16 protein-coding genes are annotated in these 19,556 nt (G+C 42.9%); 3 read left to right on the forward strand and 13 right to left on the reverse strand.

Annotated elements, in window-relative coordinates:
• Nucleotides 1-104: 104 nt before the first annotated feature.
• On the reverse strand, nt 105-3,272 hold the full coding sequence (locus ACXAF2_RS21395; RefSeq protein ID WP_475141681.1) for an efflux RND transporter permease subunit: 3,168 nt from the start codon (nt 3,270-3,272) through the stop codon (nt 105-107).
• A gap of 163 nt (nt 3,273-3,435) precedes the next feature.
• Between ACXAF2_RS21395 and ACXAF2_RS21400 the strand changes: the two genes are divergently transcribed.
• Complete coding sequence (locus tag ACXAF2_RS21400; RefSeq protein WP_475141683.1) at nt 3,436-4,290, forward strand: TetR/AcrR family transcriptional regulator; 855 nt, start codon at nt 3,436-3,438, stop codon at nt 4,288-4,290.
• A 61-nt stretch (nt 4,291-4,351) separates the two neighbouring features.
• On the opposite strand, the gene ACXAF2_RS21405 is transcribed toward ACXAF2_RS21400, so the two are convergent.
• The 10 genes from ACXAF2_RS21405 to ACXAF2_RS21450 form a co-directional block, all read right to left on the reverse strand.
• Nucleotides 4,352-4,777, reverse strand: a complete 426-nt coding sequence (locus ACXAF2_RS21405) for a DUF1284 domain-containing protein (protein ID WP_475141685.1) — start codon at nt 4,775-4,777, stop codon at nt 4,352-4,354.
• Nucleotides 4,778-4,791: 14 nt separating this feature from the next.
• The gene (locus ACXAF2_RS21410) at nt 4,792-5,445 is read right to left on the reverse strand and encodes an NAD-dependent epimerase/dehydratase family protein (protein WP_475141687.1); all 654 of its coding nucleotides are present in this window, start codon (nt 5,443-5,445) and stop codon (nt 4,792-4,794) included.
• Between the two features lie 155 nt (nt 5,446-5,600).
• On the reverse strand, nt 5,601-5,819 hold the full coding sequence (locus ACXAF2_RS21415) for a hypothetical protein (protein ID WP_475141689.1): 219 nt from the start codon (nt 5,817-5,819) through the stop codon (nt 5,601-5,603).
• Complete coding sequence (locus tag ACXAF2_RS21420; protein ID WP_475141690.1) at nt 5,803-5,952, reverse strand: hypothetical protein; 150 nt, start codon at nt 5,950-5,952, stop codon at nt 5,803-5,805. The genes ACXAF2_RS21415 and ACXAF2_RS21420 overlap by 17 nt, the downstream gene beginning before the upstream one ends.
• Before the next feature lie 16 nt (nt 5,953-5,968).
• The gene (locus ACXAF2_RS21425) at nt 5,969-6,163 is read right to left on the reverse strand and encodes a hypothetical protein (RefSeq protein WP_282137600.1); all 195 of its coding nucleotides are present in this window, start codon (nt 6,161-6,163) and stop codon (nt 5,969-5,971) included.
• A 109-nt stretch (nt 6,164-6,272) separates the two neighbouring features.
• The gene (locus ACXAF2_RS21430; RefSeq protein ID WP_475141692.1) at nt 6,273-8,237 is read right to left on the reverse strand and encodes a hypothetical protein; all 1,965 of its coding nucleotides are present in this window, start codon (nt 8,235-8,237) and stop codon (nt 6,273-6,275) included.
• A gap of 43 nt (nt 8,238-8,280) precedes the next feature.
• Nucleotides 8,281-9,552, reverse strand: a complete 1,272-nt coding sequence (locus ACXAF2_RS21435) for an ATP-grasp domain-containing protein (RefSeq protein WP_475141694.1) — start codon at nt 9,550-9,552, stop codon at nt 8,281-8,283.
• 189 nt (nt 9,553-9,741) lie between these two features.
• Nucleotides 9,742-10,461, reverse strand: coding sequence for a YebC/PmpR family DNA-binding transcriptional regulator (locus tag ACXAF2_RS21440; RefSeq protein ID WP_044339151.1), 720 nt, complete (start codon nt 10,459-10,461; stop codon nt 9,742-9,744).
• 144 nt (nt 10,462-10,605) lie between these two features.
• Nucleotides 10,606-12,117 carry a gluconokinase gene (gene gntK, locus ACXAF2_RS21445; RefSeq protein ID WP_475141704.1) on the reverse strand — a complete coding sequence of 504 codons (1,512 nt, stop codon included), beginning with the start codon at nt 12,115-12,117 and terminating at the stop codon, nt 10,606-10,608.
• A gap of 90 nt (nt 12,118-12,207) precedes the next feature.
• Entirely contained in the window at nt 12,208-13,551 is a 1,344-nt protein-coding gene (locus tag ACXAF2_RS21450; RefSeq protein ID WP_149154436.1) for a GntP family permease, read from the reverse strand.
• A gap of 307 nt (nt 13,552-13,858) precedes the next feature.
• Between ACXAF2_RS21450 and ACXAF2_RS21455 the strand changes: the two genes are divergently transcribed.
• Together ACXAF2_RS21455 and ACXAF2_RS21460 are read left to right on the forward strand one after the other, a co-directional pair.
• Nucleotides 13,859-14,710, forward strand: a complete 852-nt coding sequence (locus tag ACXAF2_RS21455; protein WP_475141695.1) for a MurR/RpiR family transcriptional regulator — start codon at nt 13,859-13,861, stop codon at nt 14,708-14,710.
• Nucleotides 14,711-15,259: 549 nt separating this feature from the next.
• Entirely contained in the window at nt 15,260-16,669 is a 1,410-nt protein-coding gene (locus ACXAF2_RS21460; protein WP_475141697.1) for a sodium:solute symporter family protein, read from the forward strand.
• A 62-nt stretch (nt 16,670-16,731) separates the two neighbouring features.
• Here ACXAF2_RS21460 and ACXAF2_RS21465 read toward each other — a convergent pair whose 3' ends face one another.
• Nucleotides 16,732-18,054: an aspartate aminotransferase family protein gene (locus ACXAF2_RS21465; RefSeq protein ID WP_475141698.1), complete on the reverse strand. Its 1,323-nt coding sequence runs from the start codon at nt 18,052-18,054 to the stop codon at nt 16,732-16,734.
• Nucleotides 18,055-18,105: 51 nt separating this feature from the next.
• Entirely contained in the window at nt 18,106-19,491 is a 1,386-nt protein-coding gene (locus ACXAF2_RS21470) for a YjiH family protein (protein WP_475141699.1), read from the reverse strand.
• Between the last annotated feature and the right edge of the window lie 65 nt (nt 19,492-19,556).

Genomic DNA, 19,556 nt, shown 5'->3' on the forward strand with positions numbered 1-19,556 from the left:
ATCAAATTGTGAACATACCCCTCCCAACACACGCACAACCTCTATTATGAACATTTCAACCCTAAAGAAAAAAAGCAGCCCGCAACAGGACTGCTTTCCTCAACTTACTCTTTTGCTGCCTTTCGCTTCCGTCGACCGATCTTTCCTTTCATTTTCATCAGGATTTCATACACAATCGGCACAACGACAAGTGTTAATAGTGTCGAACTTGTCAGACCGCCAATCACGGTTACACCAAGTCCTTTAGAGATCAATCCACTTCCTTCAAGACCTAACGCCAACGGGAACAGTGCCCCGATTGTCGCAATGGCTGTCATAAGGATCGGGCGAAGTCGGGTGGCACCGGCTTCCAGTAACGCTTCCCTTGTTGATAGACCTTCGTTTTCTTTATGAATCACCCGGTCAATCAGGACGATTGCGTTGGTTACAACGATACCTATCAGCATGAGGGCACCAATCATCGAGGAAATACTGATTGTTTCTCCTGCGATCAATAGTCCAACCAATGCCCCGATGATCGTAAATGGCAGCGAGAACAAAATGGCAAACGGTGCAAGCCCTCCGCCGAATGTGATCACGAGGATCAAGTACACGATGGCAATGGCTGCGAGCATCGCTAATCCCAGTTGTGTGAAGGATTCCTGGATGTCTTCCGTTACTCCACCCATGTCTACATTGATACCGGCTGGCAAATCGAGTTCTTCGATTTCTTTTTGAATGGCTTGTGATGCTTTTGATACATCATCCGATTTTAATTCTCCGCTCACTTGAGCAAATACTTTTCCGTCGCGTCGTGAAACAGTATCGGATGTCTTACCTTCCTGTACTTCAACGACGTCTTTAATCGGAACTTCAATGCCCAGTGGTGATTGAATGGTTTTATCCGTCAAGTCGTTGATGCTTTCGTATTCTTCTTTTTCAACGTCTAAATAGACATTTACCTCTTCTCCATCTTTTTCAATGGTGGTGAGGACAGGACGCTGACGTGTCTGACCAAGTTCCATGGCAATTTGACCAGCTGTCAGGCCAAGCTCACTCAGCTTTTCCTGGTCTGCGATGAACGAATACTCATCGTACGATTCAGAGATGCTTGATCCCACTTTTTTGAAATCTTCTTTATCTTCCATCATAGTTTGAATATCGTTTACAACAGGTTCGATTTCTTTCAAGGTTTCACCGTACACATACACGACAATTTCATTGCTTCCGGCACTGGCGGAGAAGTCTTGTGAAGCCCATTCCCCTTTATCTGTTGTTTCTTGAAGTTTTTTAATGACTTGTTCTTTTTCTTCAGAGAAATTCTCTGTATCATCGCTGTATTGAACATAGAATATTGCATTGTTTGAGCTTCCCGGACTCATTGGGTTCTCTCCACCAACCGAGTACTGAATCGTTTCAGCCCCTTTACGTCCTTGGAAATACTCTTCTGCATCTTGAGCGATTTGATTTACATCTTCTTCTGTTTGACCAGGTTCCGGTTTATACGTTGCCATGATCATCTTTTCTTCGTCTGATGGAAGGAAACTCACACCAATGAGCGGCACCAGGAACAAGCTTCCGACAAGCATCGCGACAGCCAGGAGTGACGTGATGATTTTATGGTTCAGCGTCCAGTTCAATACGCCTTTGTACCAAATCGCTAAACGGCTTTGTTTTTCCACATGTTTCTTCCCGACACCTTTTTTAAACATCGAGTGAGCAAGCATCGGCACAATCGTTACTGCCACTAGAAGTGAAGCCAATAGGGCAAATACGATGGTCAATGCGAATGGCAGGAATAGTTCCCCGATCATTCCTTGAACCAATCCTAATGGAAGGAACACAGCGATTGTTACAATCGTGGAAGACGCGATCGGAACGAACATTTCCTTTGTTGCTTCCCGGATCAACTCTTTTCCTTTCAACATCTCACCTTTAAGGGACATCCGTCGGTAAATGTTCTCCACTACTACAATGGAGTCATCAATGACACGTCCAATCGCTACGGTCATCGCTCCAAGAGTCATAATATTCAACGTGATATCCATCTGTTTTAAAAGTAAAATCGCGATCAACAACGATAATGGAATCGATACGACGGAGATGAGCGTCGATTTAATATCACGTAAGAATAGCAGGATGATGATGACCGCAAATACAGCACCAAATAATGCTTTGTTCAGCATGGTACTGACTGATTCCTCAATCGGTTCACCTTGGTCAAAGGTAGAGATGATTTCAACCCCATCCAAGCTTTTTTCAAAAGCTTTCACTTCTTCTTTTACCGCGTTTACAACGTCTACCGTATTGGCATCTGCTGTTTTCACCACTTGAAGTCCGATGGATTCCTTCCCATTGGTTCTGGAAATGGATTCAGCTTTCCCTTTCAGTTCAATATCAGCAATGTCTGATAGTTGTACGGTCGGGATTTTCATACCGTCAGGTGCTTCCTGAGCCTGAGGCGTTTCTACAGGTTGACCTTGAGAAGATTGACCACCAGGCTGTTGTCGCTGTTGTCCTTGCGGCGCTTCCATATTCCCGCCAGCTGAAGGCGTCACAGGAATCTTCATCTCTTTCAAATCTTCGATCGTTGTGATATTTCCATCAACCATCACAGATTTCTGACTGTCTTTAAACGTGTAAAGCCCTAATGGTGCTGTCACATCAGAACCTTTGATCATATTTTGGACCGTTTCTTCGGTTAAGCCGTATTGAGGAAGCTTTTCTTGATCAAAAACGACTTGTGCTTCCTGAACCTGTTGACCTGAAACTTGAACAGATGCGACCCCGTCCACTCCTTCAAGTTGTGGTACGATCGTTTCTTCTACAGTCGAAGTTAATTGAGCAAGAGATTGATCATCATTTGCTACACTGAGTGCGATGATCGGGAAAGCGTTAAAGCTTAATCTTGATACTTCCGGCTCATTCACCCCTTCTGGAAAAGAGAGATCAGAAAGAGCATCTTCCACTTCAGTCTTTGCTTCGTCCATATCTTTCGAAAACTTGTATTCTATCTGAACGGCTGAAGCATTTTGATAAGACGTGGAGCTGACAACATTTACTCCATTTAAATTCTTCAAACGTTTTTCAATTGGTTCTGAAACCTTTTCGGCTACATCTTCAGGCGTAGCTCCCGGATACACCGTCGTAACACTTACAATCGGTGTATTAATGTTTGGCAAGGTTTCGAGTTTCATATTAAATCCTGAATATAAGCCTGCAACAATGACGATGATGGTCATTAACCATACGGCAAACTTATTCTTGAGTACAAAATTGATAATACTATTCACTCTTTATTCGTCCCTTCTCTCATTTTCTGACCGACTAGTCATAACACAATCTAATATAACTGACCGTACAGTCATAAGTCAATATACTTATAAAATAAAAGGTTTATTTATTGTGACCAATCGGTCATAATAGAGTCAAGGAGTTTATCAAGGAGAGGAAAGCATGAAGGAAAAAGAGAAATTAATTATTGAAACATCGATTAAGCTGTTTGCCACGAAAGGGTTTAACGCCACCTCGGTGCAAGAAATCGTGAACGAGTGTGAAATATCTAAAGGTGCATTCTATTTGTATTTCAAGTCAAAGGAAGCCCTTCTGTTAGCTATCATGAACTACTATTTTAAAATGATTACAGCCAAAGTGAATGAGATCGAAAACGAGGATCTGCCTCCTTATGAAAAATTCCAAAAGCAATTAGAATGTCAGTTTATTGAAATCTGTAAACATAAAGAGTTTATCATTATGCAGATCAGAGAGAATGCCATGCCGTTTAACGATGAAATCCATGATCTCCTCAGCGAGATGAAAATGGACACCCATCGTTACTATAAAAGAAGATTATTTGGGATTTACGGAAAGAAAATCGAGCCCTATTTCTGGGATATCACCATGATGATTCAAGGTTTTTTCCATTCTTATTTAGAATTGGTGATGCTTGATAAGATCGAATTGGATTTTTCCTATTTATCCCGATTCATATTGAAACGTACGGATGATTTAGTGGAAGGCTTACTAAAAAGTGGGGATCAGCCTGTTCTTTCCTTTGAAAAATTGGATGATTTGGTGAAGGATTTCACTTCTTCAAACAGAATCAACGAATCCACCCTTGTTCATATGATTGAGGACTCCATAGAAATAGCGGAGGACGAAAACAACCAAATTTCATTGGAAGTCATCAAAGAAGAAATTCAAAAGGATGAGACCCGTATCGTCGTCATTAAAGGGATGATGATGAACCTTGAGGAAGACCCAACGCTTAAGCATCTGATGAATGCATTGAGACATTATTATAAAATTTAATGATGAAAGACCCGCACCTGATCAGATGTGGGTCTTTCGTTTACCTTAAAAGAAAGTAGCTTTACGCTAAAACATTCTCCCTTAACTTTCCGATCCCATCCTTACAAACTCCATACTCCAGCCAGGAGCAACCTTCACATAAATGATCAAGGTCTTCAGGCTTTACCCTTTCGGCCGTTATGCTGATCAATGCTGATTTCATATAGATGTCACCGTGTTTCAAGCCTAAATGGTGAAGAACCTTGCTGTCTAACGATAGAACATGGTCATTGGAGTCCGAACTTTTTTCACATGCTGATTTCCCCTTATGAGGGCAGGCCTGGCAGGCGTCATCGAAGGACTGAACAACCTGGATGGGAAAGTCCAATTCCTCGTTTCGTATCTCTCCCACTATGTCTGCCATCACCTTAACGAACTCAGTACTGTATCCCATACCTTGAAACCCGTGAGTACAAAGTAGATGATGACCTCTTAGTATCCTCTTCATAGAATCCCCCTTTTTTAAAGGTTTTGAATTTGATCCGATTCATGGATGGTTACTTTTTCACTGCCAGATCCATTAGCGGCACGGTACATTCCATAAGCCACCTGACGCCCTGAGATACTTCTGTACTTTTTCAACTTACCCACCATCACCGGACGGATGGCTCTTGAGAAAATTTCTCCCGCTTTTTCCCCCAATCGGAATTCATCTCTCTCTCCTAAAAGAAGGGATGGCCTGAAAATGTGCAGTGCCGGATAGTACAGCGCTATTAAGTCTTCCTCCAACTCTCCTTTCACCTTACTATAAAAGAACGGTGAACCCGAGCTCGCCCCAATGGCTGATATGACCATATATTGTTTGGCTCCATGGTCTTTACCGAGCCTACCCAGTTGAACGGGGTACTCATAATCTACCTTTCGAAACGCTTCCTTTGTCTGCGCTTTCTTGATGGTCGTTCCTAGACAACAGAAAACATCATCGATTTCCTCGTGGGAAAGGAGCTTCATCTGATCGAATGGGATGATTCGTTCATCCAACTTTCCATGCTCCACACCACTGCTTCTTCTCACGAACGAAATCACTTTTTTATACTCGGGACTCTTGATCAGTATTTCAATCAAATGAGAACCGACTAATCCAGTGGATCCTACTACCAACGCTACTTTCGACATTTTTCATTCCTCTCTTCCAAGTAACTGTGTCTTATACCTAGTATAGAGCTTTTTTATGTATTGAACGATACATCAATCAAAAAAGGTGCCAATCATGTGACTGACACTTTTTTTGTATATTGAAACAAAAGATTAAAGTTCTTATTTTATATCACCTATAACTCTTCATCTTCGAAAAATTGCTGTAATTTCTCATCTTGTTCTGGATCTCCATGTTCAGACGCATACGGATTGTCCTTGACACCTGCCGTATCCATATTTGTTTTAATGGCGAGAAACGGTCCTTTCGGTTCCTCTGCGATGACACGGTCGTTTAACTGTTTGAAATCCGGCATGTCTCTATTTCCTTTATTCACTTCATCTTCCCTCTTCAATCATTCCACCACCATTCTTATAAGCAATTAGAATAATATCCTCGTTCGTTTGCTGACGAAGTTGACTCTCCATATTCTGCACTTGATTCAACGTATCTTCTGATAGGTTTGCCACCGGAAACTCTTTATTCATCTTCTTTCTTCACCTCTTAACTATTTTCGTTTGCTTGTCCGAATTCTTTTTCTGCAATGAACCCGTTCCCTTCCTCAATTGCATGATGTTCCTCTACTGACTCTCCCGGAACATACACTTGACTGGGATTACGAAGCTGGTTATTCATTGTGAATTCCGGATTTAACGGCGTGTCCATCCTGAACTCTTCAGGTTTCTTATGATCTCTCATCTATTCCACCTCCATTATTTAGTATGGCTACTGATAAAAGAATCATCCAAACTTCATACAGCTCAAAAAAGCGTTAAGCAACTTAAGCTGCTTAACGCCACATTCATCTTCAAACCCACGTATAATCCCTTCCCCAGCTATCTCGGGCAAGATCTTTGATTTCATCGACAATTTCATTTTCCACAGCAAAGGCATCTCCCTGTTCATAAGGGTTGTAGTGGAAAGCGTATAGACGGGAAACAAACTCGTGAAACGGAAGAGAGCATTCTCCTTCCAGTTCCCCGTTTTCCATGACGGAAGGTTCGATGCCCTGCCCCCAGTTCTGAGAGCCATCGTTATTCGGATTATAGAAATAAATCCGGTATTGGCCATTGGGATCCTGAGTGATTCTCAGAATCGAAACGGCATGGAATCCAAGGAGCTTTCCATGAACATTTGTAATGAAGATCCCAACAGGATTCGGATAGATCAATCCGTAGTCATCATTGTATTCCGGATGATGAGTGGCATAGAACAGGCGAACGAACCCGGGATAATCTGAGATTAGGCCTGTTAGTGAATCAATGACCGTGCTAAATCCTTTTTGAACCCAATCTCCATAGAACTCCGGATTCACCCAGCGATGTCCATCTTCCCCTCTAAGCGATACACGTCTCATCATCTCACTATATATACGATCAAGATGAGGAACGAGAACAAGTGATACAGGATCAAGCTCTTGATGAAGCTCAGGTGCCAGCCCTCCACTTAATTCTTTGGAATGGACCGGTGTTCCTTCAAACATAATATCGATATCTCCATCCCTGGCAGCCCGTGGAATCAGTTCGAGTAAGTATCCAGGGGCATGCTGTGCCCAAAGGCTGATTCCCCGGGCTGTTTGACAAGTCGGATTTAGGCCTTGGCCAATCCCGATCGGTTGACCGAGGACATTGATGACACCGGCCAGAAGGACAGAATTTGCTGTAATTCCGTCTCCAGCTTTACAAGAATTAAGGAGCGTCTTCCGTACTTCCGGTCGAATATCAAGCTCAATCAGCCTTTTCAATCCCGGTGATACTGGAGATGATGATAATACACCCCGCTCAAGCATAAGAGCGAGTCCATAAACCGATTGCTTTGTGGCTGGATAGATCGCTACTTTGATGAGCTGGAATACAAGTTCCTTATGTTCATCCAAATTTGCTTTTCCTTTGTCATTTAAGTGCAGGGCAGCCGGAACAAGGTCTTGGACTTTTCTGCTGAGGAACCTTAGCAGGATGGCATGCTGAGGGGCGACCAATCCTGTTTCACGCATTGAACCCGCAAAGGCCACTGCTTCCTTCTCAAGCTCTTCCTTAGACAGGTTCATCAACTTTTTCCGGTACTCACCTGGCTGAACAATGCTTTTGCTGATTGGTGATGGACCTTCAATGGCCGAAACGTACTTCTCCAGCACAAGGCGTTCCGCTACGCTTAAATCTGAATGAAGCATTTTTTTGGCTGTTTCGATCATCGACACGGTCCTTTTTACCATGATCGGACGCTGTGCTGTCAAACGTTCGATTTCTTTAATCAGTGTAGTTGTAAGTGCTTGATAGGAAAGCTTATCAGATAGAAATCGAAATAATTCCGTTGCCCTTTCACTCTGCTCTCCACCTTCAATCCGTGCTGCTTCTGTTGCTTCAGGGAAAAGCAGGTTCAGATTCAGGACCATTACTTCATTGAGGAAATCCTCCGCCATTTCAGTCGAAACATCGGGATGTTCATACTGTCCTTCTGCAATGGAGAGCATTCTTAACTCACTGAGAATTTCAATGATCGAAGGAAGCCCCTTCGCTTGGAGAGAACCGGCCACAAGTGGTGGTTGGAGCTTGGACGCCTTTTCCCAGGGGCCGTCCTGGAAGACCCCGGCTTTTTCAAAGCGGCTTGCGCTCCGATATAGAATCTCCAATCCTTCATCCATATCCAACAATCTTTGTGCTTCCTGATAGACGTCAGTTTGATACATTGATTTCGCAAATGAAGCTGCGCTCTCCAACTCATTAAGCGCTTGCAGAAATCGATCTTCCAGCTTAGACGTTAATTCAAATGCCATTTCAAAACTCCTTTATCGATCAAAATACCAGTGGATAAGAGAATTAAATATAGAAGTTAAACTGTTCGTATTCCTTTAATAGATCCCTCATGATTTCACTGTCTTCCCCGTAGAAGAAGATCGTTCCGTAATGATTACCGAAGCCGATTCGCTGAGCTACCTTGCCTTGAGCAGGACTGAACATATCATGTTTTTCAAAATAGGCATGGTTCTCCAGTTCATCGGGTACCTCCAGCTTCTCCACATAATTAACATGAGGGTGGACCATTAAACAACCTGCATGTGCTTTTGCTTTTTCACCTGTAGAAGGGAAAAACTCTCTAAGCTCTTCTTCTGTTGTATTGGGGTCACTGCAAAGAATTTGAGCTTGATATGCATTAAACCCATAAGCCCGTTCAATCAAATCAAAGATATGTCCGCCGGGGACCCTGGCTGCGACTTCACCAAAATGAAGAGTACCATCGGACGTAATGAAATATTCCGGATGAATAACACCGTATTCAATCTCAAACGCATCAATGAGCTGTTGAATCGCCTCTCGGATGATCGGACGCTTTTCCTCAAGGCTTGGAGATGCCGGTACGAAATTAGAGTAGCCTAATCGCACATACTCCGTTATATTTAAAAATTGAATCTTTCCATTATGAATAAACGCTTCACACGAGAATTCCTGTCCGTCTAAATGACTTTCCATCAAAAGCGGAAACTCCGCCTCAGTGAGAGCATCGATATCTTCCGGATTCTCAATGGCACGGTGTCCCACAGACCCTGCTTTATCAAGAGGTTTTACGTGAATGGGATCGTTCTTATCTCCTTCGACTTTCAGGAGGGCTTCATTCACTCGTTTCAAGAAGCGTCTTACATCTTCCTTATCCCTTGCTTCTTCAAATACACCTACTTTAATTCCGGCAATTTGCGCTTTACGCTTCATCATCCCTTTATCTCTTAATAGTAGAGAACGATTGAAGACGCGTGGTTCGTTACGGAATCGGGAGTTTAATGCCCCGGACCACTCCACACACTCTTCATACAAAGGAACAGCCACTTCTGCACCCATTGCTTTCAGCTGTTTATAAAGATGATCTGAACCTTCATTTAATCGATCGAAGTCCCATCCGATAAAGGCAATATCATGTTTTTCTGCGTATGCCTCAAAATCTGGGGGGCCAACAACGACGAAAGGTCTCTTAAGCTTCGTACATGCTTCGATTGCCGGCAGACTCCAACCGATCAATGCCGTTAGATAGGGTTTGGTTTTTTCCTTTCGATCCACGTTCTGTTCTGCTTGCTGTAATTCGAGTTGATCTAGTCCCATAGTTTCCTCTCCCCTTGTCACGTATTTATTCAGATTCCTCTTTAGCATAACAAAGCAGATAGGGAGAATGAAGTATTATGCTGAATTTTCAATCTATTCGACAAATAAAGTGGTAAAGTGACATTATCAGCAGGGATGTCTCCAATAAAAAACCCCAAATGCACTCAGCATCAGGGGTCCTTTCTTCTATTATTCTCCTAAATCAACATTATGATAAACCTGCTGAACATCTTCCAAATCTTCTATCGCATCAATCATTTTTTCGAATTGAGCTTGACCGTCTTCTGGAAGTTCGACATCATTCTGCGCAAGCATTGTCAGTTCCGCTACTGTAAACTCAGTAACACCTGCACCTTTAAACGCTTCTTGAACCGCATGGAATTGATCTGGTTCAGCGTAAACGATCACAGCATCATCTTCTTCGATAATATCACGTGCGTCTACATCCGCTTCCATCAGGATCTCCATTACTTCTTCTTCTGATTTCCCTTCAATACCGATTACGGCAGTTGCATCGAACATATACGCTACAGATCCACTTACACCCATGTTACCGCCATTTTTGCCGAAAGCTGCACGCACTTCGGATGCAGTTCGGTTTACATTGTTCGTCAGGGCATCAACAATGACCATGGAACCATTCGGTCCGAAGCCTTCATAGCGTAGTTCGTCATAGTTCTCTTCTGAACCACCCTTTGCCTTTTCGATGGCACGGTCCACGATATGTTTCGGTACGCTGTATGTTTTCGCACGCTCAAGAACAAATTTCAGCGTTTGGTTCAATTCGGGATCCGGCTCACCTTGCTTGGCCGCAACATAGATCTCACGACCGAACTTCGCATAAATACGACTCGTATTCGCATCCTTAGACGCTTTCTTTTCTTTAATGTTATTCCATTTACGTCCCATATTGTTTCTCACTCTCTTTCACATTTATCTATAGATACTTTCACTCTTAAAAGGTATTTTCGTTTCTATTATACATGAAAACAACTATTTTTGGCTAAGTAGATTCCTTGCCACTCTTACCTAAAGAAAGCCGACTCAGATGAGTCAGCTTCCTTCCTGGTATGCACTTATCGCTTCATATTCTTCTTCCAGCAAACGTGGAACGCGAATAAAGATAGGCATCAGTTTCGTATAAGCTTCCGTTGCTTTCGGATCCGGCTGATGGGAATGTACAGAACCGACCATTTCACTCACTTCTTCCAGTGAGTGAATCATCCCGTTGCCATACATCCCAAGGACAACCGCTCCAAGACATGAGCTTTCGAAGCTTTCCGGCACTTCCACTTCCTGATCAAATACATCAGCGAGCATTTGACGCCAAAGTTCCGAGCGGGCAAATCCACCCGTTGCCTGAACCCTTTTCGGTGTTCCGATTAATTCTTCCAGCGCCAGAAGAACGCTGTATAAATTCATGATAATTCCTTCTAACACTGCACGGATCATATGCTCTTTTTTGTGATGCATACCGAGTCCAAAGAATGAACCACGGGCTTTTGCGTTCCAAAGAGGTGCCCGTTCGCCTGCCATATATGGATGGAAGAGCAATCCTTCCGAGCCCGGTTCTACTTTAGATGCAATTTCCGTAAGTACTTCGTAAGGATCTTTTCCTAACCGGCTGGCAACTTCAACCTCTGCAGAAGCCAGTTCGTCCCGCACCCAACGAAAGATCATACCACCGTTGTTGACTGGCCCGCCAATCACCCAATGATTATCCGTCAAGGCATAACAGAAAATGCGGCCTTTCGGATCCGTTACCGGACGGTCCGTTACAGCGCGTATCGCACCACTCGTTCCGATCGTAACGGCTACGACTCCCGGTTCAATGGCATTGACGCCAAGATTCGATAGGACTCCGTCACTTGCTCCGACGACAAACGGTGTGTCGGCTGATAAGCCCATCATGTCCGTGTATTCAGATTTCAATCCAACTAAGCTTTCAGTTGTTGAGACAGGAACCGAAAGTTGATCCTTGGTGACACCTGCCACTTTCAACGCTTCTTCATCCCAAGCCAGGTTTTCCAGATGGAACATACCTGTTGCAGATGCGATTGAATAATCCACAACATATTTTCCGAAAAAGCGATGGAACACAAATTCTTTTATGGAAATGAACTTAGCTGCCTTGGAAAACAATTCCGGCTCTTCATGCTGCAGCCAGGCAAGCTTTACAAGGGGGGACATCGGGTGAATAGGAGTCCCTGTTCTGCGATAAATCTCCAAACCATTCATTTCTTTTTTTATCTTATCCGCCCATTCGGCACTTCGGTTATCAGCCCAAGTAATGGAAGGAGTCAGAGGTTGGTCCTTCTCATCCACCAGGATCAAGCTGTGCATAGCAGAGCTGAACGACACAAACGAGATTTTCTCACTTGTTTTCGAGGTCACTTCCTTTATACAACTGATGACGGCACGGAAGATTTCTTCGGGATCCTGTTCGGCGGTTCCCGGTGCTGGTGTATGTAATGGATATTCGATCCCATGACGATCGATCGCTTCTCCCTTTTCATTAAAAAGTACCGCTTTTGTACTGGTTGTCCCGATATCGACACCAATCATGAATTCTGACATTTTCGTTCCTCCTAAACAAATAGAGAAAAGGAAGAAGCGACATGGCTCTTCCCTCTACCACTATTATTCTATCCTATTTTATCCGATGAATATCCCTATAATGAATACTACGGCAAATCCTACAAAACCGATGAGCGTTTCCATCATCGTCCATGATTTTAACGTATCTTTCACATCTAATCCAAAATAACGGTTCACTAGCCAGAATCCGCTGTCATTTACATGGGAGAATACAGTTGCTCCTGCAGCGATGGAAATGACCATTAAACCAAGGACCGGCCCTTCTAAGCCAAGAGTGGAAATTAATGGACTCATCAATCCCGCTGCCGTGACCATGGATACAGTCGCTGAACCTTGTGCCACGCGAACGACCATGGCAATCAAGAAAGCAAGGGCAATCGGAGGCAAGCTTGAACCTGCCATCATTTCACCAAGTACTTCACCGACACCTGAGTCAATCAGAACTTGCTTGAACACTCCACCGGCACCTGTAACAAGGATGATGATCCCAGCAGGCTCAAGTGCTTTTGTCGCAATATCCTGAACCTCCTGACGGGAATATCCACGTCTCGTTCCTAATAATGTAAACGTCAATAGAGTCGCAATCGTTAACGCTACAAACGGATGACCCAAGAAAGTCAAGATTGAACGAATGGTATTTCCTTCATCTAATAGAACACCCGAAAGCGTATTCAATAAAATTAACACTAACGGAATCGAGATAAGTGACGCAATCATTGCAAAGCTCGGAAGCTCTTTATCGTACTCGATCTCTTCCACTTGCATATAATCCGGAACCACTGCATGAATCCGTTTCGAAATGAATTTTGCAAAAAGTGGACCAGCGATGATCATGGATGGAATACCGGCAAGAGTACCGAATAAGATAACCCAGCCAAGATCCGCACCGATTAAATCAGCTACAGCAATCGGGCCTGGAGTTGGCGGAATGAAGCTGTGTGTTACAGCAAGTCCCGCAAGTAAAGGAATCCCATAGTATAACAGCGACTTTCCAGTTTTCTTTGCCAATCCGTATACGATCGGTACAAGAATGATGAATCCTACATCAAAGAATACCGGAATGGCTACTAAGAAACCTGTAATACCTAACGACCACTGCGCTTTATCTTCGCCAAATTTATTAATCAGGGTTTGAGCCAATCGTTCCGCTCCCCCTGAAACTTCAAGCATACGACCGAACATTGCACCTAAACCAACCACGACAGCGACAAACCCGAGGGTCCCGCCCATTCCGCTTTGTATGGAAGCGACAACTTCCTGGAGAGGCATCCCTGCGGCGATCCCTACAATTAAACTTACTAATAATAGGGCAACGAAAGCATGAAGCTTCGTTTTAATAACTAAAAATAATAGAAGAAAAATCCCGGCTAATGCAACTAAAATAAGCATTTGATCAGACATCTCTATCCCTACCTTTCTTTTATGACGACAGCTTGGCTGCCAGATTTTTTATAACGATTGATCCTGACTACCTGGGAAAGTAAAACGTTTACAATTTCCTCTATGTAACTACTACTCTCTGACCTACTAAACAGAAATGGCTTAAAGAAAGTTCATTTCGCAGTAAAAGATAACCAGGAAAATTATTTTCTGTATATCTCTATTATAAAAAATATTTTTCTTTTTGCAACCGTTTACAGAAATTATTTTTATTTTTCTCGTATTCTTGTATAATAAAATTATGAAAACCCTTACAGGAGTGAATTTTATGAGTCAACATCAGCATTGTTTAGCGAGTATACGTTCACACTACCCTCAATTTAGCGTGACCGAGAAAAAAATTGCCGACTATATACTTGAAAATCCAACCGAGATCATTCATTCGACGATTAATGGTTTGGCAGAAGATTTAGGAGTCGCGGACTCCACTGTCTTCCGTTTTTGTAAGCGAATCGGCTTTAAAGGTTATCAAGCGATGAAAATTGCCCTTGCCTCAGAAATCGTGACGGGGCTTAAGGACATACACGAGCGGGTTGATGAAGGGGACTCCGCTCAAACCATTGCCACAAAAGTATTCCGATCCAATATCAAAACCATTGAAGATACATTGATGGTAGTAGATGAGAAAAAGTTAACAAAAGCTGTGGAAATAATGACGAATGCCCGATCAATCGAATTTTTCGGCAGTGGCGGATCAGGCGTCATCGCCCTTGACGCCTATCATAAATTTATCCGAACCGGTCTACGTGTTCATGCCGCAAGCGACAGTCATATCCAGCTAATGACCGCTTCCCAAATGACGAGTGAAGATTGTGCTGTATTCATTTCCCATTCCGGTTCAACAAAGGATATTCTCCAGGTTCTTGATATAGTCAAGGAAACCGGGGCCAAGACGATCTGCATCACCAATTTTGCAAAATCTCCATTAAGCCAGGGTGTGGATACGTCCCTCTTCACGGTGTCAGAGGAAACCGACTATCGATCAGAAGCACTATCCTCCCGTATTGCTCAATTAACATTAATCGATGCCCTCTACGTCAATTTGATGATGCAGAGAGAAATGGAAGGTCAGGATGCACTTAGGAAAATGCGCAAGGCCATTTCGGTTAAAAGGCTATAAAAAGGTCGATCAGTGAAAACTGATCGACCTTTTTAGTGCCATCATTAACTCTAATCCAACTGATACTATAGGGACTTTTACCTAATCGCCCAAACTTAATAATAGGTATAAAGATTCATTTTATTATTTTTCCATGCCGTGATTTATTTTAAATTTCAAATAATTCCTTCTATTTCTGTACCTATTGACCCGTATAGGCTTAGTTGCTATACCACTTTTTACCACAAAGAGATTAAAAGCTGAAAATCTTGTCAAGTCAAGCTTTCCAACCATTTTTTATCGAAATGAATGTATGCTAAGGTTAATGAGAAATGTTTTTACGTGAGACAAGCATTCATGAAAAACATCACAACGAAAGACATTTTCAAAGCCTCTAACAACCTCTAAACTTTTTTCGGATCGTTTTAGATATTTTAATTGGTAGGTAGAACCTTTCTACCTCATCCAGGCTAAAATGTGTTTATCTTCTCACCGGTGATTAAATTGTGATAAAGAAATGAATCAACGTTCTCTCGCGTGAACAAATACTGTTCAGGAGATGATCGTTTTATGGAATTACAACAAAATCCACATTTACTATGGTTTATAGGGATATATGCGGTACTCATGATAGGGATTGGTACGTATATGTCTAAGAAAGTATCCAGCAGCAATGATTTTATATTAGCTGGAAAAAGCCTTGGTCCATTTGTATTAATGGGGACATTGCTTGCAACTTGGACTGGAAGCGGAAGTATTTCAGGGGGAGAAACATCTGTCGCATATAGCTTCGGAATCATCCCTTCGTTAATGCTAATGATTCCGACTCTGGTGGGAATCGGGATCCTTTACCTCGTTGCACCTAAAATCCGTGCATTCAGTAAATATACGGTTTCAGCAATCCTGGAAGAAAAGTATGGTTCCACTGCACGAAATCTTTCAAGTGTCATTATCATCTTAGCTTATGTAGGAATTGTTTCTTATCAGATGAAAGGTTTCGGGTTTATTCTAAATTTAACAACAGGCATGTCTGTTGGTCTTGGTACGACCATCGGTGCTGCCTTGATCATTTTTCTAGCCATGATCGGCGGCTTGCGTTCTGTATCTCAAACAGATGCACTCAGCGGTTTTCTTATGGTCGGTGGTCTAATCATTACCGTTCCAACCATTTTCTTCATTGCTGGGGGATGGGACGAAATTGTTAAAAATGTACCTGCATCCCATATGTCAGCTACGGGCAACTTATCCATCATTCAATTGATCGGTTATCTATTGCCATCTCTATTCTTGTTGTTGGGTGACCAAAACATGTACCAGCGTCTGGCTTCATCTAAAGGGGATTCTTCATCAAGAAAAGGACAAATTGGATGGCTTATTGCCATGATCATCATTTCTCCTGCCATCTCCTTAATCGCATTCGCATCCCGTTCTCTATTCCCGGATATCGATCCAGGAATGGCGTTAATGGCAACGACAATTGCGATGCCGATTGGAATCGGGGGAATCCTTCTGGCAGCAGCAGCTTCCTTTATCATTACAACAGGAAATTCGTATCTATTGTCTGCTGCAACGAATCTGACTTATGATATTTACGGTAAATATATCAATCCACATGCTTCTGATGATAAACAGTTAAAAATCACCAAGATGTTCATTGTTGTCCTTGGTGCTTTAGCATTCATCATCATTAATTACTTCCCAAGCGTCCTGGATGTTCAAATGTACGCTTACACTGTTTATGGTGCAGGCATCACTCCAGCTGTTTTAGCCGTGTTCTTCTGGAAACGGGTGAATGCTGCCGGAGGCGTTTCTTCCATGCTTGCAGGGGTGGTTTCCACATTGGTTTGGGAAATCGTCCTTCAGAAACCATTTGAACTGAACAGTGTCGTCATTGCTGTTCCGTTAGCCATTATTGTATTGATCGTCGTGACTCTTATGACGTCCAACAAGAATGATGCTCCATTACAACAAACTGCATAATGTCATGGTAAAAAGGCCGGATTCAAGGTACAATCATGTACCTTGAATCCGGCCTTTAACGTTTAATCGAAATGACTCATCAATGTAGCCTCATACTCACTCAATGATTCATCCAGCATGCGAAGTCCAGTATCTATTTGTTCCTTTGTTACAGTAAGTGGTGGAATCATCCTGATCACTTCACTATGATTTCCACATAGATAGAATAATACGCCTTTTTCCAAAGCACGATCCAGAATATCCATTAAGCCTTCCTGATTTGGTTTTCCTGTTTGTGGATGAACGATTTCAATGCCGATCATCAGTCCGACTGATCGAATGCTCCCAATCACGCTATGCTTCTCTTTCAAAAGCTCGAGCCTGGAAACCGCATAAGCCCCCATTGTTTTTGTATTATCGAGAAGTTTTTCTTCCTTCATGACTTCTAATGTAGCAAGTCCAACGGAACACGCAATTGGATTTCCACCAAACGTCGTCCCATGGCTCCCAAGAGGCCATTGTTTCATGAGCTTATTCGATGCGACCGTCGCGCTCAGGGGAAGCCCCGAGGCAATCCCTTTTGCAATCGCCATAATATCCGGTGTTACATCAAAGGTTTGAGCCGCAAACCAATTCCCCGTACGTCCAAAGCCCGTTTGGACTTCATCGAAAATCAGTAAAATATCGTGACGATCACAAATCTCCCTTACTTTTTTGAGCCATGCTTTCGGAGGAACGATGTACCCGCCTTCACCAAGGACAGGTTCTAATATGACACACGCTACCTCTTCAGGAGTGACCTGATGATTAAAGAGAGTTTCGAAATCCTTTTCAAGCTTCTCTACAACATATTGGACTGAGTCCACTCCCTCAGGACACTCTCTTTCGTTCGCATATGGAACCTGATACGTCAGGCCTGATGGCTGCATAAACTTTCGATACTTACTTTTAGAAGTCGTGACACTTAACGCACCAAGTGAACGGCCGTGAAAACAGCCTGTAAAGGAAACGACATAAGGACGCTGCGTTACGTATTTAGCAAGTTTGATTCCCCCTTCGATCGCTTCCGTCCCACTATTGGCAAAGAAGAAACTATCTAAGTCTCCCGGAAGAATCTCCGCAAGCTCATCAGCCAATCGAAGGATCGATTCGTACATGATGACTCCTGAAGGACCATGCATCAACCCATCTGCTGCATCTTTAATCGCTTGTACAATTTTCGGATGACGATGTCCAACATTCGTTACGGCAATTCCAGAGGTGAAATCAAGATATTTCTTTCCGTCCAACCCGTAGTAATAGCACCCCTCTTCTTTTACTACCGGTAAGTTCGGGTGATCTTTTGCCATACTGGGTGCCAGACGATTAGGCATATTTTGAATAAGTTGTTCAAACGTTCGTTCCATTCTAGTAACCTCCATATATGTGACTGACAAATTTGTTTTGTATTAATTCTCTTACATAAAGAAGAAATGAGCCAATAAAGCGACGATAGGTAACGTGATAATCGTACGTTGGATAAAGATGATGAATAGATCTAAAAAGCTGATCGGAATCTTGGATTTGATTAATAAAATACCAATCTCAGACATGTAAATTAATTGAGTCAAGGACATGGCGGCAATGACGAATCTTGTTAACTCACTCTCAATTCCGCTCCCTACAACAGCAGGTAAAAACATGTCTGCGAAACCAACGATCATAGCAGGAGCCGCATCTGCCGCCTGTGGAATTTGTAATAACTCTAATAGGGGAACAATTGGATAAGCCAATATGTCAAATACAGGAGTATATTCCGCTACCACTAAAGCGATCGTTCCAAGGGCCATGACTAAAGGAATCAGACCGAACCAGATATCGAGGACGTTTTGGAATCCTTTTTTCGTTACCTCTCCGACACTTTTCACTTCTGATGCTTTTTCCACTGCTTTTTCAAGTCCCCATTGAAAACGGGAAACATTTTCAGGAACGGTTTCAGAGATTTGCATGCCAACCGGCTCATAATAGGTGTCTTTCTTCCGTGAAAGAGGCGGGATACGCGGACATATGACCGCAGCTGCTATCCCTGCAATCACCACTGTCCCATACAGTTGAACAAACATTGATTCCAATCCGATGAAGCTGACAATCACTAGACTGAAAGCGATCGAAGCAACGGAAAAGTTTGTCGCAATGACTGCTGCCTCCCGTTTTGTGTAGTAACCCTCTTCAAATTGTTTCGTTGTAATCAATACGCCGACGGTACCACTTCCCATCCAGGATGCAAGAGCATCGATAGATGATCGTCCCGGCAGTTGGAAAAGCGGCTTCATGATTTTCTGCAGCAGAGTGCCGAAGAAATCCATCAATCCAAAATCTAAAAGAAGAGGCATCAATAAACCTGCAAATAAAAACCAAGTGGCTAAGACAGGAACTAACGAATACAATACGGTTCCACCCGTAAAGTCAGAAATAATCCACTCGGGACCACTCCCATTTACCGTCATCACCGCAAATATCGAACCGAGGACACGAACAGCGATCCAAAAGTATCCTACGTCGAATAGTCCTTTTAAGAATGATTGATTGACAATCCACTGAGGTTTAAACATTTTCGTATAAATAGCCATGAGAGCCGATACACCAAATACCACAGTCATGAATAATGGCAGTACACCTTCCAGCACCACTTGAAAATAAGAAGCAAATATCCCGACCCCGATTGTCATATTCCCTTCATACGTAACAGGCACAAGGAACAATAGTACCCCTAACAAGGACGGTATGATAAACTTCATTGTTTCTCTTGCCGTTCTGCCTGACCGGGTTTCTAATTGACTAACATTTTGTTTTCCAACTTCCATTGTCAAACACCCCTTTAAAATTTATCCATAACCCCTAACCATTCCATAACCACTTATGCGTCGTA

It is taken from the genome of Rossellomorea sp. ABR4_004 (genome assembly GCF_056159585.1).